The organism is Pedobacter soli (genome assembly GCF_900101435.1).
Lineage (GTDB): Bacteria > Bacteroidota > Bacteroidia > Sphingobacteriales > Sphingobacteriaceae > Pedobacter > Pedobacter soli.
The window spans coordinates 127,096-150,064 of the sequence record NZ_FMZH01000001.1; the positions used below are offsets into that span (position 1 = coordinate 127,096).

13 protein-coding genes are annotated in these 22,969 nt (G+C 42.2%); 9 read left to right on the forward strand and 4 right to left on the reverse strand.

The genetic code is table 11. The features are described 5' to 3' along the window. The first annotated feature begins 5 nt into the window (after window positions 1-5). From fucP to BLR37_RS00445, 7 genes are all read left to right on the forward strand, one after another. Window positions 6-1,298 (forward strand): L-fucose:H+ symporter permease, encoded by a 1,293-nt coding sequence (gene fucP, locus BLR37_RS00415; protein ID WP_090763097.1) that lies wholly within the window; start codon window positions 6-8, stop codon window positions 1,296-1,298. Between the two features lie 118 nt (window positions 1,299-1,416). Then, a complete protein-coding gene (locus BLR37_RS00420) occupies window positions 1,417-4,857 on the forward strand; it encodes a glycosyl hydrolase (RefSeq protein ID WP_090763100.1) in 3,441 nt (1,146 codons plus the stop codon). Between the two features lies 1 nt (window position 4,858). Continuing rightward, a complete protein-coding gene (locus BLR37_RS00425; RefSeq protein WP_090763103.1) occupies window positions 4,859-6,886 on the forward strand; it encodes an aceric acid hydrolase in 2,028 nt (675 codons plus the stop codon). A 111-nt stretch (window positions 6,887-6,997) separates the two neighbouring features. After that, the gene (locus tag BLR37_RS00430) at window positions 6,998-8,416 is read left to right on the forward strand and encodes a sialate O-acetylesterase (protein ID WP_090763106.1); all 1,419 of its coding nucleotides are present in this window, start codon (window positions 6,998-7,000) and stop codon (window positions 8,414-8,416) included. A 128-nt stretch (window positions 8,417-8,544) separates the two neighbouring features. Then, complete coding sequence (locus BLR37_RS00435) at window positions 8,545-10,839, forward strand: DUF5703 domain-containing protein (RefSeq protein WP_244154559.1); 2,295 nt, start codon at window positions 8,545-8,547, stop codon at window positions 10,837-10,839. 93 nt (window positions 10,840-10,932) lie between these two features. Continuing rightward, window positions 10,933-11,721 (forward strand): L-fucose dehydrogenase, encoded by a 789-nt coding sequence (locus BLR37_RS00440; protein WP_090763109.1) that lies wholly within the window; start codon window positions 10,933-10,935, stop codon window positions 11,719-11,721. An 89-nt stretch (window positions 11,722-11,810) separates the two neighbouring features. Continuing rightward, window positions 11,811-12,830 (forward strand): zinc-binding alcohol dehydrogenase family protein, encoded by a 1,020-nt coding sequence (locus tag BLR37_RS00445; protein ID WP_090763112.1) that lies wholly within the window; start codon window positions 11,811-11,813, stop codon window positions 12,828-12,830. A gap of 168 nt (window positions 12,831-12,998) precedes the next feature. Here the strand turns inward: BLR37_RS00445 and araA are convergent, their stop codons facing one another. The 3 genes from araA to BLR37_RS00460 all read right to left on the reverse strand — a co-directional run bounded on the left by araA (window position 12,999) and on the right by BLR37_RS00460 (window position 17,028). Beyond that, the gene (gene araA / locus BLR37_RS00450; protein WP_090763115.1) at window positions 12,999-14,492 is read right to left on the reverse strand and encodes an L-arabinose isomerase; all 1,494 of its coding nucleotides are present in this window, start codon (window positions 14,490-14,492) and stop codon (window positions 12,999-13,001) included. Window positions 14,493-14,630: 138 nt separating this feature from the next. Beyond that, window positions 14,631-15,332, reverse strand: coding sequence for an L-ribulose-5-phosphate 4-epimerase (locus tag BLR37_RS00455; RefSeq protein WP_090763118.1), 702 nt, complete (start codon window positions 15,330-15,332; stop codon window positions 14,631-14,633). Beyond that, on the reverse strand, window positions 15,319-17,028 hold the full coding sequence (locus BLR37_RS00460; protein ID WP_090763121.1) for a ribulokinase: 1,710 nt from the start codon (window positions 17,026-17,028) through the stop codon (window positions 15,319-15,321). Before BLR37_RS00460 ends, BLR37_RS00455 begins: the two co-directional genes overlap by 14 nt. Window positions 17,029-17,181: 153 nt before the next feature. Here BLR37_RS00460 and BLR37_RS00465 point away from each other — a divergent pair, with 153 nt between their 5' ends. Next, window positions 17,182-18,534: a PhoH family protein gene (locus tag BLR37_RS00465; RefSeq protein ID WP_090763124.1), complete on the forward strand. Its 1,353-nt coding sequence runs from the start codon at window positions 17,182-17,184 to the stop codon at window positions 18,532-18,534. 337 nt (window positions 18,535-18,871) lie between these two features. Here BLR37_RS00465 and BLR37_RS00470 read toward each other — a convergent pair whose 3' ends face one another. Next, a complete protein-coding gene (locus BLR37_RS00470) occupies window positions 18,872-20,137 on the reverse strand; it encodes a TCR/Tet family MFS transporter (RefSeq protein ID WP_143009501.1) in 1,266 nt (421 codons plus the stop codon). Between the two features lie 234 nt (window positions 20,138-20,371). Here BLR37_RS00470 and gyrA point away from each other — a divergent pair, with 234 nt between their 5' ends. Then, on the forward strand, window positions 20,372-22,957 hold the full coding sequence (gene gyrA / locus BLR37_RS00475) for a DNA gyrase subunit A (protein WP_090763130.1): 2,586 nt from the start codon (window positions 20,372-20,374) through the stop codon (window positions 22,955-22,957). Window positions 22,958-22,969 lie beyond the last annotated feature (12 nt).

Sequence of the window (22,969 nt, forward strand, 5' to 3'; positions counted from 1 at the left end):
ATATAATGAACCACAACACCACAACCGAAATTGTAACTGAAAACAATTCCTCATCGGGAAAAAAGTACCTATTGCCATTTATACTCGTAGTGAGTCTGTTTTTCCTTTGGGGAATGGCGCACAACCTCGATTCGATCCTTATCCCACACCTAAAAAAAGCCTGTAATTTAAATAACCGGCAATCTACCTTAATTGATACCTCAGTTTTCTTTGCCTATTTCTTAATGGCCATTCCTGCAGGTATTATTTTAAAGAAATGGGGATATAAGGCTACTATGATTTCGGGCCTGCTGGCTTTTGCAATTGGTGCCTTTTTATTTGTTCCGGCAGCCAATAACCTTTCCTACATTACCTTTCTGGTTGCACTTTTTATCATTGGTTGTGGTTTAACCATGCTCGAAACTTCGGCCAATCCTTATGCTGCAGTTTTAGGCGATCCGGCAAAAGCCACCAGCAGGTTAAATCTTGCTGCATCATTTAATGGTTTAGCAGCCATGGTTGCGCCAATGATCGGTGGTTTATTCATCCTTTCCGGAAAATCACATACTAAAGACCAACTTGCAGCCATGAGTGCTGAAAGCCGAAACAGCTATTTTTTGGAAGAAGCAGCATCAGTAAAAACACCTTATATCACCTTAGGTATCATTTTACTGGTCATTGCAGTTATATTTTATTTCATCCACCTGCCCGAAATTAAAACCAAAAGTATTGATGGTGAGGCTAAAGGTAATTTCTTTGGTGCACTAAGGCATAAACACCTGAGGTGGGCAGTGGTTGCGCAGTTTTTTTATGTAGGTGCGCAGGTTTGTGTAACCAGTTTTTTCATCAGAATGGCCCAGCAAGGTGGTGGCTTCGACGAGAAAACCGCAGCATCTTATTTAGTAATTTATGGTTTCTTATTTACGGTAGGCCGTTTTGCAGGCACAGCTATTCTCCAGTTTGTATCTTCCAGTAAACTACTGGCTATTTATGCCGTTATCTCTGTTTTGTTATGCCTTGTGGCTATTTTAGGACAGGGTTCTTACGTGGTGTATGCTTTAGGCGGACTTGGATTTTTTATGTCGATCATGTTCCCAACCATTTTTGCACTGGGTATCGATGGTATTGGTGATGATACCAAACCGGGCTCTTCATGGTTAATTATGTCAATTGTGGGCGGCGCCATTCTCCCTTTCGGTATGGGCACTCTGATTGATCTGTATGGTGATAACATTCAGATTGGTTACAGCATCCCGTTAATTTGCTTTATAGTAGTACTTTATTTCGGTTTAAGTGGATATAAAATGGCGCGTAAATAGAATTTAACGTCATTGCGAGGAGGAACGACGAAGCAATCTCAATTGAGAAAAGTCTAAACGTTCAGCTAATAGATAGATTACATCATGTAAAAACAAAGCTGATAATAAAAATTTAAAAATGATACCTAGGTTTAGTAAAACACTATTATTGATATTGCTGATCAGCTTTTGTGCTTTAAAGGAAACCTATGCGCAAAACGAAAACGCAAAGCCCTGGGTATTCTGGTACTGGATTAAAGCAGGTGTTTCGAAAGCAGGCATAACCGCCGATCTGGAAGCCATGAAAGCCAATGGTATCGGCGGTGCATATTTAATGAGCATCCAGGGGGCCGATAAAGCACCACTTTATCAGCCGCCAAGTGTACAACTAACACCCGAATGGTGGCAAATGGTTGAGTTTGCCATGAGTGAAGCCAAACGTTTAAATCTTAAACTGGGTATGCACGTAAGCGATGGTTTTGCACTGGCAGGCGGTCCGTGGATTAAGCCCGGACTTTCCATGCAAAAAGTAGTTTGGTCAAAGATAACTACCAGTAATACTAAGAATAAAATACAATTACCTACACCTGAAAATAAGGAAAATTACTATCGCGATATAGCCGTTTACGCTTATCCATCACCTGTTGGTGAAGGAATTTCTACACGTACCATCATCCCTAAAATTACGGCCAGCAATGGAGCAGACGCTACCGGACTGGTGCAACCCGGCAATAAGAAAAACTTTGGCTCAAACGAACCTTGTTATATCCAGTACGAATTTGAAAAACCTTTCACCTGCAGAACCGTAACGATTAAGGTTAGTGGCAATAATTACCAGGCCCAGCGACTGGCTATCGAGGTGAGTAATGATGGAAAAACCTTTCGCTCAATTGGTCGCTTAGCAGCCCCACGACATGGCTGGCAGGATACCGATGAAGATGTTACGCATAGCATCGTACCTACAACAGCTAAATTCTTCAGGTTTATTTACGATAAGAAAGGCTCTGAACCCGGTGCTGAAGATTTGGATGCAGCCAAATGGAAACCTTCATTAAAACTCGTTAACCTTGAATTATCGGCCGAAGCGCAGATTAATCAATTTGAGGGCAAAAATGGCTCGGTTTGGCGGATCAGCAAAAGAAGCACGGATGCCCAAATTGCCAAAAATCTTTGCATTCCCTTAAAAAACATCATTAACCTTAGCCATAAACTAAACCCTGATGGCACTTTAAACTGGAAAGCACCTAAAGGTAAATGGACCATTTTAAGGATCGGGCATACCTCAACGGGGCATACCAATGCTACCGCTGGTGGTGGCATGGGGCTGGAATGCGACAAATTTAATCCCGCAGCAGTTAAACTACAATTCGACAATTGGTATGGAGCAGCTTTAAAACACGCTGGCCCAGAAATGGCCAAAAAGGTATTGAGCGTTTTCCATGTAGATAGCTGGGAGTGTGGTAGCCAAAATTGGTCGCCATTGTTTAAAACTGAGTTTTTAAAGCGCCGGGGTTACGATTTAACACCATATCTGCCCATTATGACCGGGCTTCCGGTAGAAAATGCAAAAGTATCTGAAGATTTTCTGTATGATATCAGAAAAACCATCGCCGAACTGGTGGTCGATCAGTTTTATAAAACCCTGGCCAAACTGGCAAAGGAGAAAGGGGTGACCTTTACTGCTGAGAGTGTAGCACCTACCATGATGAGCGACGGGTTATTACACTACAAAACGGTAGATGTACCCATGGGCGAGTTTTGGTTAAACAGTCCTACGCACGATAAACCAAACGATATGCTCGATGCCATTTCTGGAGCACACATTTATGGCAAAAACATAGTTCAGGCAGAGGCTTTTACCACCGTACGTATGGATTGGAACGAAAGTCCGGGCAATATGAAAACCCTGCAAGACCGCAATTATGCCCTGGGCATTAACAAACTGAGCTACCACGTTTTTGCACACAACCCCTGGATGGATAGAAAACCGGGCATGACTTTAGATGGTGTAGGCCTTTACTTTCAGCGCGACCAAACCTGGTGGAAACTGGGTAAAGCTTGGGTTGATTATGCCACACGTACGCAAAACCTGCTGCAGCAAGGCAAACCTGTGGTCGATATTGCCGTTTTCACAGGCGAAGAATTGCCCCGAAGATCGGTATTACCCGATAGGCTGGTAACAACCTTACCCGGAGTTTTTGGTGAAGATGTGGTTGAGGCAGAACAGAAACGTTTAGCCAATGTTGACGAACCTTTGCGACAAATCCCTGCCGGTGTCACCCATTCGGCTAATATGGCCGATCCCGAAAACTGGGTAAACCCTTTACGCGGTTATGCCTACGATAGTTTTAATCCGGATGTATTGAGCACCGCAACCGTTAAAAACGGCGAGGTTGTTTTTGCAAGCGGTACCAGTTATAAAATTCTGGTATTCCCTGGCGAAATGAAAATGAACCCCAATTACCAGTACATGAGCTATGAAACAGTTAAAAAGCTTTTGGAGCTGATCAAGGCAGGTGCGAAGGTAATTGTTGGAGATAAACCACTTTATCAATATGGTATTAAACAGGTTAATATCATGGAGTTTAATAAAATTGTGGATGAAATTTGGGTTGGAAACTTCGAATCATATAAAAACAATAATCATCCTGTTTACACCAAAAAAGTAGGATTGGGACAGATTTTTAAGGCACCTTTCTATGGCGAAACCTTTGATGTTTTAGGCTTGAAAAGAGATTTAAATGTTAATGAATTCACAAACAATCATTTAAGCAAGGATTACGCACCTGGTATTGCTTACAGCCATAGGGTTAACGGGAATAAAGAAATTTACTTTATCTCTAATCAGCAAAATAGAAAAAGAGCATTACTTTTCAACTTAAGAAATGGCAAAAAATCGATACAAAGCTATGATGCCGTAAGTGATGTATGGTCTGATCCACATAAGATTAACAATGCATTTGATGGTACTGACATCAATTTAACCTTAAATCCTAACCAATCTATTTTTTTGGTACTAGATACACCAGAAGTATTTTCTTTTTATTCACAAAGTGCGGAGGACGAATTGAAAGCTGCCAAAAACAAGCCTGCAGATAAAAAAGCATTGGATATTTCAGCCGACTGGCAAGTACAATTCGATCCGGCTTATGGCGGTCCATCCAAACCTGTTGCCTTTAATCAGCTAAGCGATTGGAGCAAAAACCCTGATACTGCAATCCGCTATTATTCCGGAACTGCAGTTTACACCAAAAACTTTACTTACAATGGCGATACTAAAAAGGTCTGGATTGATTTGGGCGCTTTCTCGAGTATAGCCGAAGTTAAAATCAACGGCATCCTATGCGGCACCTTATGGACACCGCCTTACCGTTTAGACATCAGCAAGGCCATTAAAAAAGGAGAGAACCAGATCAGCATCGAGGTGGTAAACACCTGGGCTAACCGTTTAATTGGCGATAGTAAATTACCTGAAGATAAAAGAATTACCAAAACAACCGCGCCATTCCGTTTAGCAGACAAACCTTTGAACTCTGCAGGTTTATTCGGTCCGGTAGTTATTCAATTGGAGGAGAAATAAGATGAAGATATTTTTCAAAATAAAGACGCTGGCCCTGGTGTTATTGTTAGCCACAGTAGCTCAGGCACAGGATAAATCGCTGGTAAACACCTCAAACAGCCCTTATGCCAAACTGCATAGCATTAACCTGAGTGATGTAACCTGGACAAATGGTTTCTGGGCCGATCGCTTTAAAGTAGCTACCGAAACCATGGTTCCCAACATGTGGGCCATTTACAACGATCCCAAAATCAGCCATGCTTTTAAAAACTTCGAAATTGCGGCTGGCCTCGATACTGGTTCGCATGCTGGTCCTTCTTTTCACGATGGCGATTATTACAAAACTTTAGAAGCTGTTGCTGTGCTTTATGCTTCAACCAAAAATCCAAAATTGAACGAAATGATGGATAAGGCCATTGCTGTAATCGGCAAATCGCAGCGCGAAGATGGTTATATCTATACCAAAGCCATGATTGAACAGCGCAAAACCGGAGCCAATAACCAGTTTCAGGACCGCCTGAGTTTCGAATCTTACAACATTGGTCACTTAATGACAGCCGGTTGCATTCATTACCGTGCTACAGGCAAAACCACTTTGCTCAACATCGCCAAAAAAGCTACAGATTATTTATACAAATTCTATAAATCTGCTTCGCCTACTTTAGCCAGAAATGCCATTTGCCCTTCGCACTACATGGGTGTGGTAGAAATGTACCGTACCACAAAAGATCCGCGGTACCTCGAGCTGGCCAAACATTTAATTGCCATTAAAGGCAAAATAGAGGATGGAACCGACGACAATCAGGACCGTATTCCATTTTTACAGCAAACCAAAGCCATGGGCCATGCCGTGAGGGCCAATTATCTGTATGCTGGTGTAGCCGATCTATACGCAGAAACCGGAAAAGATTCGCTTTTAAATACACTAAATCTGATGTGGGATGATGTAAACCAGCATAAAATGTACATTACTGGTGGTTGTGGTTCGCTTTACGATGGTACTTCGCCTGACGGTACCTCATACAATCCGACCGAGGTGCAGAAAATACACCAGGCTTTCGGGCGCGATTACCAGCTGCCCAATTTTACCGCGCACAACGAAACCTGTGCCAATATTGGTAACGTATTGTGGAACTGGCGCATGTTACAAATTACCGGCGATGCCAAATATGCCGATGTGATGGAACTGGCGCTTCATAACAGTGTTTTATCGGGTATTAGCTTAGATGGGAAGAATTTCCTGTATACGAATCCGCTGGCACAATCAGATGATTTACCTTTTAAACAGCGTTGGTCTAAAGATCGCGTACCTTACATAGCACTATCTAACTGTTGTCCGCCGAATGTGGTGCGCACCATTGCCGAAGTTAGTGATTATGCCTATAGCGTTTCTGATAAAGGACTGTGGTTCAATTTATACGGAGGTAACATCTTAAGCACTACATTGACTGATGGTAGTAAGGTTGCCTTAACCGAAGAAACAGACTATCCCTGGAATGGCAACATCAAAATCACAGTAAAAGAAAGTACCAGTAAAGCCTATTCAATTTTTTTAAGAATCCCCGCCTGGACACATGATGCGCAGATCAGCATCAACGGAAAAGTAGCACAGGCAAAGCCAGTTTCGGGCACATATGCCGAAATAAACCGCGTTTGGAAAAAAGGCGATATCATCGAATTAAACTTGCCAATGGAGGCCGTTTTAATTGAAGCCAATCCTTTAGTAGAGGAGAACCGCAATCAGGTAGCCGTAAAACGCGGTCCGGTGGTGTATTGCCTCGAATCTACCGACTTGCCGGGCAAGAGTATTTTCAATGCCTTCGTACCTGCCTCTACCCAATTTGAAGCAAAGGCCATGGATATTGATGGCGCCAAAATAATGAGCCTGGTGGGTACCGCTAAAATTGTGGCACCCAATAACTGGAAAAATGTGCTTTATAAGCCTATTGAAGATAAAAACACCGTAACCACACTTAAACTGATACCTTACTTTGCCTGGGGCAACAGGGGCCATTCAGAAATGTCGGTTTGGCTACCGGTTAGTCGTTAATTTATCACCACCTCAGACATTTAAGCCATTTTGGCTTAGGTGTCCTAAGGTTTCTAAGGTGGTTAAATAAATGCAAAAAACTTAAATGTCTTACATGGTTAATTGACAACAATGAAATTAAAACTGATACTTTTCCTGATCCTTTGCTCGAGCATCGCATCGGCCACTGTAAAACCAGCTTCCATTTTTACCGATCACATGGTACTCCAGCAGCAAAGCAACGTAGCCATTTGGGGCTGGGCTAAACCGGCAACCAAAGTAAAAGTGCTTACTTCCTGGAACAAAACCAGCTACGCTGCAACTACCGATGAAACCGGAAAGTGGAAAGTAAAAGTAGCTACACCAGCTGCCAGCGGACCATACGAAATTGAGCTCAATGATGGAGAAAAACTCGTACTGAAAGATATTCTCATTGGTGAGGTTTGGTTCTGCGGTGGCCAGTCGAATATGGAAATGCCCATGAAAGGTTTTAAAAGCCAGCCTGTTATCGGCTCGAATGAAGTCATCTTAAAATCTTCAAACCCAAACATCAGGCTATATACTGTTCCGCGTTCATCCATTACCGAAAGGCAGGAGAACAGCAAGCCTTCGTTGTGGAAACATGCCGAACCGGAAGCCGTTTCTAATTTCAGTGCTACTGCTTATTATTTTGGATCGTTACTTAGCGAAATGCTGCATGTACCCATTGGCTTAATTAACGATAGTTACGGAGGCTCGAGCATTGAAGCCTGGATGTCGCCCGAAGATTTGAAACCCTTTACAGAAGTTAAAATCCCTTCAAAAGGCGATTCCATTAAAGAAGTAAGCAGAACACCAACCACCTTATACAATGGTATGCTTTATCCGGTAATCGGTTATGGCATTAAAGGCGCTATCTGGTATCAGGGCGAATCCAATTATGAGCGACCGCAACGCTACGAAGATTTGTTTCCGGCCATGGTTTCGAGCTGGCGGCAACACTGGGATAATGGCGAATTTCCCTTTTACTACGCACAAATTGCGCCCTACAATTATTCACTTATAGCCAAGCCAGGGACCAATTACAATTCGGCTTATTTACGCGATGCGCAGCGCAAGTCGTTAAGCAAAATACCCAATAGTGGTATGGCGGTGTTAATGGATATCGGTGAAGAAAACTCCATCCATCCGGCCAACAAAAAACAAGGCGGACAAAGGCTTGCTTACATCGCACTTGCTCAAACCTATGGCATTAAGGGCTTTGGTGCACTTAGCCCGGCATACGAATCCTTAAGTATCGAAAAAAACGCTGCAACCCTTAAGTTTCAAAATGTACCCAATGGCCTCACTTCTTTTGGTAAAGCTTTATCTTTATTCGAAATTGCAGGTGCAGACCATAAGTTTTATCCGGCCAAAGCCACAATAAAAGGCAGCAGTATCGTAGTTTCGGCCGAGGAGGTAAAAGTGCCTGTGGCCGTACGTTATGCCTTTAAAGATTTTGTAACCGGCGATTTATTCGGAAACGATGGACTTCCGGTTTCCTCTTTCCGTACAGACAATTGGGAGAAATAAGAATGATGTTAACCACCAAGACACCAGGTTTATATAAAAAGTACTTAAATATGCTAAATTGCCTTATATGGTCGGCATTTTTAAGTCGCGTCTCAGGTGTCCTTAGGTGTCTTAGGGGGTCGAATATTTTGCGCTTAAAAATTAAACCCCTTGCCTTTGTGCTCTTCGTGTCTTTGTGGTTCAATTCGACAACAGTCTTTTCGCAAGAAAAAGATAATGTGGTATGGACTAACCAAAGTAACAATTCAGCAGAATCTATGCCTGTTGGTGGTGGCGATATCGGTTTAAACCTCTGGGTAGAAAAAGGAGAGGTGTATCTGTATATTGCCCGCAGCGGAACTTTTGATGAAAACAATACCTTGCTTAAGCTTGGTCGCATCAGGCTGCAGTTTAGTCCCAATCCCTTTGCTGGCCAAACCTTTAAGCAAGAACTCATCCTGAAAGATGGTTACGCCAGCATATCCGGAGCTAATGGAAAAATTAAAAGTGGAATCAAGGTTTGGGTCGATGTTTTTAAACCTGTCATTCATGTAGACATTCAATCGAATACAAAAATTAGCACTACCGCCAATTATGAGAGCTGGCGTTTTGAAGATCGGGTTACCACAGGCAAAGAAAACAACCAGAACTCATACAAATGGGCCCCACAAGGAATTGTAAAAACACTGAAAGACGAAATTGCTTTTAAAGATGGAGGTGTACAATTTTATCATCAGAATCAGCCGCAAACTGTTTTTGATGTGACGGTAAAGCAACAAGGTTTAAGCGAATATCAAACAGTCCTCTACAACCCTCTAAAAAACTTGATTTTTGGCGGGATAATGATAGGGAAAAATATGGTGGCTGCTGGTAATGATGCCGACACTTATCTCAACACGTCTCTTCAGGGCTGGAAATTGAAAAGTAAAACACCTGCTACAAGCGAGCACCTCACCATAGCCCTAAATACCAGCATTACTTCAGCTGTTGCCACTTGGGAAAAGGAATTGAAGCGCACACTTCAAAATGCTAAAAACGATCAGCAGGCCAGCATCAAATGGTGGAACAATTACTGGAACAAAAGTTTTATTTACATCCAGGCAAAAGATGAGGCTGCTAATCAATCAGCCAGGAATTATCAGCTTTTTCGCTACATGCTGGGCTGCAATGCTTTTGGCAAATATCCTACTAAATTTAATGGCGGACTTTTTACTTTCGATCCGCAGCTTACCGATAGCACATTAAAATATACTCCTGATTTCAGAAACTGGGGAGGAGGTACCCATACCGCACAAAACCAGCGTTTAGTTTACTGGCCCATGCTTAAAACCGGCGATTTCGATATGATGGCGCCACAATTCGATTTTTACCTCGGTTTAGTCCATAATGCAGAAATCAGGACTCAGGCTGCCTGGGGGCACAAGGGAGCAAGTTTTACTGAACAATTAGAAAACTTCGGTTTGCCCAATCCTACCGAATACGGTTGGAAACGCCCGGCTGATTTTAACCAGGGCATGGAATACAATGCCTGGCTCGAATACGAATGGGATACCGTTCTCGAGTTCTGCATGATGATTCTTGAAACAGAACGTTATGACAAACGCAATATCGAAAAATATCTTCCCTTAATTGAAAGCTCGCTAACGTTTTTTAAAGAGCATTATACCTACCTGGCTAAACAACGGGGAGCTAAAGCACTTGATGGGGAGGGGCATTTGGTTTTGTATCCAGGCTCCGGTGCCGAAACCTATAAAATGGCTTACAATGCTACATCTACCATCGCTGCATTAAAAACATTATTACAGAGCTTGATTGAAAGTCCTTCATTACCCGAAAATAAACGAAGCGAATGGACAGCCATGCTCAAAACCATCCCAGAGATCAATTTCAGGTCCTTTCAGGGGCATACCACTATTGCACCAGCCAAAACCTGGGAACGGATCAACAACACCGAAAGTCCGCAACTGTACCCCGTTTTTCCCTGGGGGATTTATGGCATTGGTAAACCGGGATTGGATACCGCAATCAACACCTTTAAATATGATACCGATGTGCTTAAATTTCGCAGTCACATAGGTTGGAAGCAAGATAACATCTTTGCAGCAAGATTAGGTTTAACTGAAGAAGCTGCCCGATTAACCACCCTAAAATTAAAAGACTCAGGAAGAAGATTTCCTGCTTTTTGGGGCCCAGGCTTCGATTGGACACCCGATCACAACTGGGGTGGTTCAGGCATGATTGGTTTACAGGAAATGCTCATGCAAACCGATGGAAAAAAGATTTATCTTTTCCCGGCCTGGCCTGCAGACTGGAACGTACATTTTAAACTTTATGCACCATACCAAACTACCGTTGAAGGAACTTTAAAAGACGGAAAATTAATAGATTTGATAGTATTACCCGAATCGAGAAAAAAAGATATCATAAATATGATTAACCAATAGTACCGTCATCCTGAACTTGTTTCAGGATCTCTTATTTTACAATGAGACCCTGAAATGAATTCAGGGTGACGACTAATCAATAATTTTAGAAGCATGGATTTACAGTTAAAAGAAAAAGTAATCATCATTACCGGCGCTGCTAAAGGCATTGGCCGTAGTATTGCAGAAGTATTCGCCAAAGAAGATGCCATTGCCGTAATTGTAGGCAGAAAAGCAGCAGACAATCAGAAAGTGGTTGACGAAATTACCGCACAAGGCAAAAAAGCCGATCAGTTTGTAGCCGAACTTTCCAAACCGGAAGATTGCGAAAAAGTAGTTGCTGAAATTGTAGCGAAATTCGGCAGGATTGATGGCTTGGTAAACAATGCCGGTGTGAATGATGGCGTAGGCCTCGAAAGTGGCAATTATGAAGGATTTATGGCGTCGCTCCATAAAAATGTGGTGCATTATTACCTGATGGCGCACCATGCCTTACCGGAGTTGATTAAAAGCAAGGGGGCGATTGTAAATATCACTTCCAAAACAGCCGAAACTGGTCAGGGCAATACATCTGCCTATGCTGCAGCCAATGGTGGCAGAAACGCACTCACACGCGAATGGGCAGTAGAACTCCTCAAATATGGCATCAGGGTTAATGCCGTGGTTGTAGCAGAGTGCTGGACACCAGCTTACGAAACCTGGATTGAAACGCTGACCGATGCGCAGGAAAAATTAAACGAAATTACAGCTAAAATTCCTTTAGAAAACAGGATGACCACCGCCGAAGAAATCGCCAATATGACGGTATTTCTGATGTCGGGCCGTTCTAGTCACACCACCGGACAAATTATCCATGTAGATGGCGGCTATGTGCATTTAGACAGGGCTTTGGCGAACGCTTAATCAGTTTTCAGTTGACAGTTATTAGTTTGCAGTTTATGCCTATGCCAACAGTTAACCAATTACCCAATTTATACAATTAACCAACACCAATGAAAACCTTAACCTGTACAACTCCAGGTACTTTTGAATATTCAGAAACTGAAAAACCTGAACTTCAAAAAGACCAGGCCATTATTAAAATAAAAAGAATCGGCATTTGCGGCACCGATTTACATGCTTTTGAAGGTACACAGCCTTTTTTTAATTATCCTCGCATTTTAGGTCACGAGCTTTCCGGCGAATTGGTTGCCATTGATGGCAGAACTGATTTTGAAATAGGAGAGGCTGTTACCTTTATCCCTTATTTTAATTGTGGCGAATGTATTGCCTGCCGCATGCATAAACCCAATTGCTGCGTAAAAATGCAGGTTTGTGGCGTGCATGTAGATGGTGGCATGCGCGAATATCTATCTGTTCCATCACGCACATTGCTACATGGCGAAGGCTTAAGTTATGATGAACTTGCTCTCGTAGAACCACTGGCTATTGGTGCACACGGCGTACGTAGAGCCGAAGTACAACCCGGCGAATTTGTACTGGTAATTGGTGCCGGCCCAATTGGTTTAGGCACCATGGAGTTTGCACGCATAGCCGGCGGACAGGTAATTGCGCTCGATATCAATAACGACCGGCTGAACTTTTGTAAAGAAAAATTAGGGGTTTCACATACCATTAATGCACTTTCACCAGATGTAACCGAGCAATTAAGCCAAATTACCAATGGCGATATGCCCACTGTGGTAATCGATGCAACGGGAAACCAAAAAGCCATTAACAACGCCATTCACTACATGGCCCATGGTGCAAGATTTGTACTTATTGGTTTGCAAAAAGGAGATTTAATTTTCAATCACCCTGAATTCCATAAGCGCGAATCTACTTTAATGAGCAGCAGAAATGCAACCATTGTCGATTTTGAGCATGTTATCCAATCGATGAAAGCAGGTTTGGTAAAGCCGACAACCTACATTACCCATCAGGTTAATTTTGAAGAAATTAAAGACAACTTTGAAAGCTGGCTCAACCCCAAAAACGGAGTAATTAAGGCCATGGCAAGGATTGAAAATTAAACTTTAGCCATAATTTAACCCAAAACGTCATGCTGAATTTATTTCAGCATCTTTACCCGATCATATTCTACAGAAAGATCCTGAAACAAGTTCAGGATGACGATCACATAAAAAAGCCGATAATTTAGATCATTATCGGCTTTCAGTATAATTGAGGGCTTGTTTAGCTTAGCCTTTATAAAACACCTCATTCCAATGCAATTCATTTCTGAACTGATTGATTTTGGTATCGGCGCCAATGTTAATGTATTCCAAACCGGCAATATTGGCAAAATCCGATAAATGCTCGGTAGTTAAATTCTGGCTGTAAGCGGTATGGTGTGCTCCACCTGCGTAAATCCATGCTGCACAACCTGTTTTCATATCCGGAAGTGGTTTCCAAAGCACGCGTGCAACAGGCAGGTTAGGCAGGTCATTTTCGGCTTCTACGGCTTTAACTTCATTTACCAGCAAACGGAAACGGTTACCCATATCAATTAACGAAGCATTAAGGGCATCGCCACCACCTACATTAAATACCAAACGTGCCGGATCAGCCTTACCGCCAATGCCCAGTGGGTGTACCTCTAAACTCGCTTTACCTGAAGCTAAACTGGCATCAACCTCCAACATGTGCGAACCTAAAACCAATGCATTTGCAGGGTCGAAATGATAGGTATAATCTTCCATAAAAGCATTTCCACCGGGTAAGCCAGCACCCATCACCTTACAGGCACGTACCAAAGCTGCTGTTTTCCAGTCGCCTTCACCGGCAAAGCCGTAACCATCCGCCATTAAGCGTTGTGCTGCAATACCCGGCAACTGAATCATCCCGTGTAAATCTTCAAAAGTATCAGAGAAACCTTTAAAGCCGCCATCAACCAAAAACTTACGCAAACCCAGTTCAATTCTGGCTGCATCGTAAACCGATTGATGTCTCGCACCACCGGCTTTCAAATCATCAGCCATTTCATAAGTAGCTTCGTATTCTTTCAATAAAGCCTGAATAGCATCCTCATCAATTGCATTAATTACAGCTACTAAATCACCAATGCCATAAGTATTTACCGAAAAGCCGAATTTCATTTCAGCTTCAACCTTGTCACCATCAGTAACTGCTACAAAGCGCATGTTATCGCCAAAACGCACAAATTTAGCACCCTGCCAATCGTTCCATCCGGCAGCAGCCCTGCACCAGGTATCAATTTGTTTGGCTACTTCTTCGTCTTGCCAATGCCCAACCACTACTTTACGGTCTTTACGCATACGCGAAACCATAAAACCAAATTCACGGTCGCCGTGTGCACTCTGGTTCAGGTTCATAAAATCCATATCGATGGTATTCCATGGAATATCGCGGTTAAACTGCGTATGCAGGTGCAATAAAGGTTTTTGCAATACATTCAGGCCTCTGATCCACATTTTAGCAGGAGAGAAAGTGTGCATCCAGGTAATTACCCCGATACAGTTTTCATCAATATTGGCTTGCTGCAAAGTTTCAAAAATCTCTTTAGTTGTTTTTACAATCGGCTTGTATACTACCGAAACCGAGATGTTTGAGTTTTGGTTCAACGAATCGGCAACCTGCTGTGCATGTGCTGCAACTTGTTTTAAGGTTTCTTCGCCGTACAAATGTTGTGTACCCGTAATAAACCAAACCTGTAATTTTTTTAAATCAATCATTACTGTTTATGTTGTTTTTAATTTTAGTTATTAAACCTCGCAGGTTTTTAAAACCTGCGAGGTTTTTTATTTTTCGGTTGATGAGACACCAACCGATAGTTCAAGGATTCATAACTGCCAACTTAAAACTGCTATCTGTTACTTTTGTCCATAATAAGCACCCGCACCATGCTTACGCTCATAATGTTTCTCAATCAACGAATCTTTTAACCTGGGCGCCTGCGGATTAATCTGCTGCGTAAACAAAGCCATTTGTGCTACCGCTTCCAATACCGCACTATTGTAAACCGCTTTCTCTGCTGTTTTGCCCCAGGTAAAAGGTGCGTGGTTACCTACTAAAATCATCTCCACTTCTTTATAGCTTAAGCCCAGACTTTCAAAATGATTCATAATCTGGAAACCCGTTTCATATTCGTAATTGCCTTTAATCATGGCATCATCCATAGGTGGCGCGCAAGGAATATCGACCGTTAAATGGTCGGCATGGGTAGTACCAAAAATCGGGATGGCTTTTTGCGCCTGTGCCCACGCCGTACCATAAGTAGAGTGGGTATGTACTACACCACCAATATCTTCCCAGTGCTTATATAAAACGGCATGTGTTTGGGTATCTGATGAGGGGCGAAGGCTACCTTCAACCGTTTCCCCCTCAAAATCTACGATGACCATTTTTTCCGGTGTTAAATCCTCGTAAGGCACACCGCTTGGCTTAATGGCAAATACACCCTTAGCGCGATCGACAGCGCTTACATTACCGAAGGTAAACAATACCAGCCCCAGTTTGGGCAACTGCATATTGGCCTCGTAAGCCTGTTGTTTTATATCCTTATAGCTGCTCATGATAATAAGGTTTTAATTCTTTTTTATTGTATTTTTCCAGGTAGCGGCCTAAACCTAAATATTGCTCGTAATGCTTGCGGTAAAGCTTTTGCTTTTTCACATTAGGTTTATATTCTTTTTCAAAACCTGTACCCATGGCTTCCATAGCGGCCTCAACATTTGGGTAAATGCCTGCGGCTACTGCGGCAAACATGGCTGCACCTAAAGCACAGGTATGTTCGAAACGGTGAATGCGGATTGGCATTTCCAATACATCGGCCATCATTTGCATAATGTAAGCCGATTTTTTAGCCACACCTCCAATACCAATAATTCCTTTTACCGGTACGCCTTGTTCTTTAAAACGATCTACAATGGCTTTGGCGCCAAAACAGGTTGCCGCTGCCAGTGCACGGAAAAATCTCGGCGCATCGGTACCCAAACCTAAACCGGTAATGGCACCTTTAAGTTCCTGGTTGGCATCGGGTGTTCTTCTCCCGTTTAACCAATCGACAGCCAGTTCTGCATAATCTTCATCATCTAATGCTTCTGCCTGTTTACTTAAATTGGCAATGATTTTAGCTTCAACTTCTTCTTTTAAAGCCAGAGCAGTGGCTTCATCTATCAGGGCCGATTCCGTCAATAAATGATTGAGCGGCCAGCTGATTAAGTTTTTAAACCAGGCATACACATCGCCAAAAGCCGATTGACCAGCTTCTAAACCTGCCATGCCCGGAATTACCGAACCGTTTACCTGTCCGCAAATACCACCAATCAGTTTGCCATGTAAATCCTCGTTTGGCGCTACCAGAATATCGCAGGTGCTGGTCCCCATTACTTTACTTAAATAATAAGGTTCTATCTGACCGCCAACTGCGCCCATGTGTGCATCAAAGGCACCTACACCAATTACCACATCGGTGCTTAAGCCCAGTTTACCTGCCCATTCTGCGCACAATGTTCCGGCAGCTACATCGGAAGTATCGGTATCGGTAAATAATTTATCCCTAAAGCCTGCCAAAAGCGGATCCAGACTGCTAAAGAAATCTTCAGGAGGTAATCCGTTAAACTCTTCTGCCCATAAAGCTTTGTGTCCGGCGGCACAGCGGCTTCTTTTCATCTTAGCTACATCTTTACCACCACACAGTAAAAACGGAACCCAGTCGCAATGTTCTACCCACGATTGAGCATTACTGCGAATAGACTGATCTACCCTTAAAGTTCGCAACAGCTTAGCCCAAAACCATTCAGACGAATAAATTCCACCCACATACTTTAAATAGTTGGTTTTAAATTGGGTAGCATGCTCGTTAATTTCTGCGGCTTCTTTTACTGCCGTATGATCTTTCCAAAGCACAAACATGGCATTGGGGTTTTCCTCAAAACCGGGTGTTAAGGCTAGGGGAGTGCCTGTTGCATCAACTGCCACCGGACTCGAACCCGTCGTATCAACAGAAATTCCTTTTACCAAAGGCGCAATGGCTGCACCGCCGGCTTTTTCAATACAAGCTTTAATGGTGTGTTCTAAACCTTCAATATAATCGAGTGGGTGTTGTCTGAATTGATTAATGGCCGGTTTACAATATAAACCTTTCTGCCATCTCGGGTAAAGAAAAACAGAGGCCGAAATTTCTTTTCCATTTGCGGTATCGACTAAAACCGAACGAACAGAATCCGTCCCGTAATCTACACCTATTACATAGTTTGCTGTGCTCATAACAATAAATAATCGTCTAATTAACGTTTATTTATTTGAAATAAAAAATTTTATCGGTTTTTTATCTTTTATTCATCTCCAGCCGGCTAGAAACGGTGGAGAGAAACTGCGGAAAAACTTGAGATTAAGCCCAATAAACCTTAAATTTACCTTATGGCCAAAAAAGGTAAAGCAGATCCCGGTTTAACAAAGAAGATTTTCGTTTTGGATACCTCAGTAATCCTGTATGATCATGATGCAATCAACAATTTCCATGAACACGATGTAGCTATTCCCATTCAGGTGCTCGAAGAACTCGACAATTTTAAAAGCGGGAATGATACCCGTAACTTTGAAGCCAGAAGCTTTATCCGCCTGATTGATGAAACAGCAAAACAAAAACTGATCAGCGACTGGACACCACTGAAAAAGGCCAATTCGGGTAAATTTAAGGTAATCCTGAACGAAAATCCGCTGGCTGTAAATGCAGAAGAAGTGTACGGCAAAGGGAAAACCGACCATAAGATTTTAAATGCAGCCTTAAGTCTAAAAGCCGAATACCCCGATAAACGTGTGGTGCTGGTATCAAAAGACATCTGCTTGAGGTTAAAAGCCAAAGCGCTCTCGTTAAATGCCGAGGACTACGAAACCGGAAAAATTAAAAATGTAGATGAACTATACGCCGGTAAAACCGAACTGCATGATTTTTCGACCGAAATTATTGAAGCCCTAAAACAAGAACCCTTTTTAGCAGCTAACGATATCGGACTACCGCAAAAAAATGCCAACCATTTTTACGTTTTAAAAAATAAACGAAAGAGTGCCAGTGTTTTTTACAATGAAAGTTTAAAAACCATTTCGGCTGTTTCTACTAATCCGGTTTTTAAAATAAAACCTAAAAATATAGAACAGGCTTTTGCCATACATGCACTGCTCGATCCGAATATTAAACTAGTGAGCATACAGGGCAACGCGGGTACAGGTAAAACTTTATTGGCGCTGGCAAGCGCTTTGGAGCAACGGAAAAACTTCAGGCAGATTTATGTTACCCGACCTACCGTATCGTTAAGTAATAAGGATATTGGTTTTTTACCGGGCGATGCCAAATCCAAAACAGATCCTTTTATGGCACCGATATGGGATAACCTGCGGTTTATTAAAGAGCAATTTATTGGTGATGATAAAATGACTGAAAAGATTGATGAGCTGATTACAACCGAAAAGATAGCCATCGCACCTTTGGCGTTTATCCGTGGCAGAACTTTAACCAAAATTTTCTTCATCATAGACGAAGCACAGAATTTAACCCCACACGAGGTAAAAACCATCATTTCGAGGGCGGGAGAGCATACCAAAATTATCTTCACTGGCGATATTTACCAGATTGATACGCCTTATCTGGATTCGGAAAGTAATGGTTTATCGTACCTTATTGAAAATGCTAAAAACCATCCGCTATATGCACACATTACACTGCATAAAGGCGAAAGAAGTGAACTGGCCAACCTGGCAAACGAGTTGTTGTAAGAGATAAATAGGTTAAATCTGCGTTAATCTTCTTAAATCTGCGGGAAAACTAGTAAATGTAAATCTAATTTACCTCCCGCTGATAGCGCAAAGCACGCGGATAAATGTTTTTTAATCTGCGTTAATCTTCTTAAATCTACGCGAAAACTACTAAATGTAAATCTAATTTACTTCCCGCTGATAGCGCAGAGCGCGCAGATGAAATGTTATTTTAATCTGCTTAATCTCCTTAAATCTGCGGGCAAACTATAAAGTGCAAATCTAATTCACCTCCCGCTGATATCGCAGAGCACGCAGATAAAATATATTTAATCCGCAGGAAACAAATAAAATTCTATTAGTGGTATTTCTTCAATGATCTGAGGGCAATTAACAAGCCAATTAAAGTTAAAACCGCACTCAATATAAAAGGTGCCCCCGGAAAATAAACTGGTGCTTTTCCTTCAATAAAATAAGCAAAAATATGAGTCATTACCCATGGTGCAAATATGGCGGCCAAACTTTGCAAACCGGTTAAAACACCCTGCATTTCGCCCTGCGCATTCGCGGGGATTTGATTTGAGATTAAACCCTGCATGGCTGGTCCACCAATTCCGGCCAAACCATATGGCAGCATAAAAGCAAACATCATCCAGCCCTTTGTTGCAAAAGCGAAGGCCACAAAACCAATTACATATAGCATTAAACCAAAATATACGGCTTTCTTTTCGCCAATCTTCGGCAGAATAATCCTGATTAAGCCACCTTGCACCACACCAATTACCAAACCCACAAAACCCAGCGAATAACCCACCCAGGATGCATCCCAGTTAAATTTCTCCATGGTATAAAAGGTCCAGTTGCTTTGTACCGAGTGACTTGAGAAATACAACAAGAATAAAGTAACCATTAAACCCATTAAAGCCGGATATTTACCAATACTGCGTAACGAACCAATGGGATTGGCTCTTTTCCAATCAAAAGCCCGGCGTTTTTCAGCAGGTAACGATTCAGGTAAAATGAAATAACCATACAACCAGTTAATTAAAGACAAACCTGCGGCAACCATAAAAGGAACGCGCGTACCAAAATGACTGAAAGCACCACCCAAAACAGGGCCTAAAATAAAACCTACCCCAAAAGCTGCACCAACCAAACCGAAGTTCTGTGCCCGCTTCTCAGGTGCTGAAATATCGGCAATATAGGCCTGGGCCGTAGTAAAACTAGCCCCCGTAATTCCGGCAATAATCCTGCCTACAAACAACCATACTATAGAAGGAGCGAAGGCCAGAAAAATATAATCTATCCCTAAACCAAAAAGCGAACTTAACAACACTGGCCGGCGGCCATAACGATCGCTCATGGCACCAATGATGGGCGAAAATATAAACTGTACCGATGCATAGGCCAGGGTAAGCCAGCCACCATACTCGGCAGCCAAACCAAAACCACCGCCTGTAAAATCCTGTATCAGTTTAGGTAAAACCGGAATAATGATCCCAAATCCTGTAAAATCAATCAGGAGGGTAACCATAATAAAACTCATTGCCGATTTCTTTTCGTTTGCCATAGTATATCTATAAGGTTGATGCGCAAAAGTATCAGAATTAAGGCATAAACTCAATTTAAGTTCTCTACAAACCGCATAAAACCTATCAGGTTTTTAAAACCTGATAGGTTTATTTAAAAACGCTTAAACTAGCCTACAGCGAATTAAAAACAGCAGCGAGACTCAAAACCTATAACAATAGTCAAAACTTTTCCACAATGCCTTATTTCGGCATAATTTTGTTAAATTCGCAAGGTTATAACAATACCTTTTTTTAAACATCGTTTTAAATAACGAGAATAATAATTTATGGCAGAAGATTTAGAGAATCAGCAGAACGACAAAATCATTCCAATTAATATAGAAGAGCAGATGAAATCGGCCTACATTGATTATTCAATGTCGGTAATCGTATCGAGGGCTTTGCCTGATGTACGCGATGGATTAAAACCAGTACACCGCCGTGTTTTATACGGTATGCTGGGCTTAGGTGTAACCAGCGGCAAGCCTTATAAAAAATCTGCCCGTATTGTGGGTGAGGTTTTGGGTAAATACCACCCGCATGGCGATGCATCTGTATATTTTACCATGGTACGTATGGCCCAGGACTGGAGCTTGCGCTACCCAATGGTAGATGGACAAGGAAACTTTGGCCACATTGATGGCGACTCGCCGGCTGCAATGCGTTATACCGAGGCCAGGTTTAGTAAACTGGCTGAGGAAATGGTTGCCGACATCAACAAAGATACTGTTGATTTTCAGCTAAACTTCGATGATACTGAGCAGGAGCCAACTGTTTTACCTTCAAAAATCCCGAACCTTTTGGTTAACGGATCGAGCGGTATTGCGGTAGGTATGGCTACCAACATGGCGCCACATAACTTAACAGAGGCTATTGATGGTGTAATTAACTATATCGATAACCGCGAAATTACCGTAGAGGAACTAATGAAGTTTGTAAAAGCTCCGGATTTCCCTACAGGTGGTATCATTTATGGTTACACTGGTGTTAAAGAAGCTTTTGAAACTGGTCGTGGCCGTATTGTAATGCGTGCTAAAGCTGAAATTGAAAGCATTAAAGACCGCGAGGTTATTATCGTAACTGAAATTCCATATCAGGTAAATAAAGCCCAGATGATTGAGCGTACTGCTGAATTGGTTGGCGAGAAAAAACTGGAAGGTATTTCGAATATCAAAGACGAATCGAACAAAGATGGTATCCGTATCGTGTACGAAATTAAACGCGATGCCAATGCCTCTATCGTTTTAAATAACTTATATAAGTATACAGCCTTACAAACATCTTTCAGTGTAAATAATATTGCATTGGTAAAAGGTCGTCCGCAAATGCTAAATCTTAAAGATTTAATTGTGCATTTCGTAGATCACCGCCATGATGTGATTGTTCGCCGTACCAAATACGAATTGGCCGAAGCCGAAAAACGTGCACACATTTTAGAAGGTTATTTAATTGCTTTAGATCATTTAGATGAAGTAATTAAATTAATCCGTGCCTCAGAAACTCCTGAGGATGCCCGCCTTGGCTTGATGGAAAAATTCGGTTTGAGCGATCTTCAGGCACGTGCAATCCTCGATATGACATTACGTCGTTTAACAGGACTAGAGCGTGATAAGATTAAAGAAGAATATGCTGAACTGATGAAAACCATCGAATATTTAAAATCTGTTTTGGCTGACGAAGGCTTAAGGATGAAAATCATTAAAGATGAGCTGGAAGAAGTAAAACAGAAATTTGGTGATGAGCGTAAAACAACCATTGTTCACTCTGCAGAAGACATGAGCATGGAAGATTTCATCGATGATGAAGAGGTAGTAATTACCATCTCGCACGAAGGCTATGTTAAACGTACACCTGCAACCGAGTTTAAAGCACAGGGCAGGGGCGGAAAAGGCTCTAAAGGCAGTACTTCACGTAACGAAGACTTTATTGAGCACATGTTAGTGGCTACAAACCACAACTACATGTTGTTCTTTACCGAAGCCGGAAGATGTTTCTGGTTAAGGGTTTACGAAATCCCGGAAGGTTCGCGTACCAGCAAAGGAAGGGCGATCCAGAATATCATCAACATTCCGAAAGAAGAGAAAATTAAAGCTTACATTAAGGTTAAAAACCTGAAAGACCAGGAGTATTTGGAGAACAACTTTATCATTATGTGTACCAAAAAAGGTACCATTAAGAAAACTTCTCTTGAGGCTTATTCACGTCCACGTGTAAATGGTATCAACGCCATCAACATTAACGAAGGTGATATTTTACTGGAAGCTTGTTTAACCAACGGCGAAAGCGAAATTGTAATGGCTTTACGCTCAGGCAGGGCCATCCGTTTCAATGAATCAACCGTTCGTCCGATGGGTAGAACTGCTACCGGTGTGCGTGGCGTAAGGCTGGCGCACGACCAAGATGAAGTAGTTGGCATGATTGCTGTAAACAATCCTGAAGTTACGGTGTTAGTAGTATCAGAAAAAGGTTATGGAAAACGTACCGATATTGAAGATTACCGCGTAACCAACCGTGGCGGTAAAGGGGTAAAAACCATTAACGTTACCGAAAAAACCGGACAATTAGTTTCCATTAAAGACGTTACAGATAGCGAAGATTTGATGATTATTAACCGTTCGGGCATTGTAATCCGGATTCCGGTTTCTGCTTTAAGGGTGATGGGACGTGCAACTCAGGGCGTACGCTTAATCTCGCTGAAAGGTGATGACGAAATTGCATCGGTAACCAAAATCGACCACGAGGAAGATGAAGAAGAAACAGTAGATTTAGAAAGCGTTGTAGTTGACGGTGAAGAATTAGAAGCCGATACTACACCAGAAGCTGAAGACGCTGACGAAGATGATTCAGATAACGAAACGGAAGAAGAAAATTAACTAAAATTAAGA

What these genes read in the sequence shown, in the direction of transcription:
- fucP (WP_090763097.1), top strand. Translation starts at nt 6, where the DNA reads ATGAACCACAACACCACAACCGAAATTGTAACTGAAAACAATTCCTCA.
- BLR37_RS00420 (WP_090763100.1), top strand. Translation starts at nt 1,417, where the DNA reads ATGATACCTAGGTTTAGTAAAACACTATTATTGATATTGCTGATCAGC.
- BLR37_RS00425 (WP_090763103.1), top strand. Translation starts at nt 4,859, where the DNA reads ATGAAGATATTTTTCAAAATAAAGACGCTGGCCCTGGTGTTATTGTTA.
- BLR37_RS00430 (WP_090763106.1), top strand. Translation starts at nt 6,998, where the DNA reads ATGAAATTAAAACTGATACTTTTCCTGATCCTTTGCTCGAGCATCGCA.
- BLR37_RS00440 (WP_090763109.1), top strand. Translation starts at nt 10,933, where the DNA reads ATGGATTTACAGTTAAAAGAAAAAGTAATCATCATTACCGGCGCTGCT.
- BLR37_RS00445 (WP_090763112.1), top strand. Translation starts at nt 11,811, where the DNA reads ATGAAAACCTTAACCTGTACAACTCCAGGTACTTTTGAATATTCAGAA.
- araA (WP_090763115.1), bottom strand. Translation starts at nt 14,492, where the DNA reads ATGATTGATTTAAAAAAATTACAGGTTTGGTTTATTACGGGTACACAA.
- BLR37_RS00455 (WP_090763118.1), bottom strand. Translation starts at nt 15,332, where the DNA reads ATGAGCAGCTATAAGGATATAAAACAACAGGCTTACGAGGCCAATATG.
- BLR37_RS00460 (WP_090763121.1), bottom strand. Translation starts at nt 17,028, where the DNA reads ATGAGCACAGCAAACTATGTAATAGGTGTAGATTACGGGACGGATTCT.
- BLR37_RS00465 (WP_090763124.1), top strand. Translation starts at nt 17,182, where the DNA reads ATGGCCAAAAAAGGTAAAGCAGATCCCGGTTTAACAAAGAAGATTTTC.
- gyrA (WP_090763130.1), top strand. Translation starts at nt 20,372, where the DNA reads ATGGCAGAAGATTTAGAGAATCAGCAGAACGACAAAATCATTCCAATT.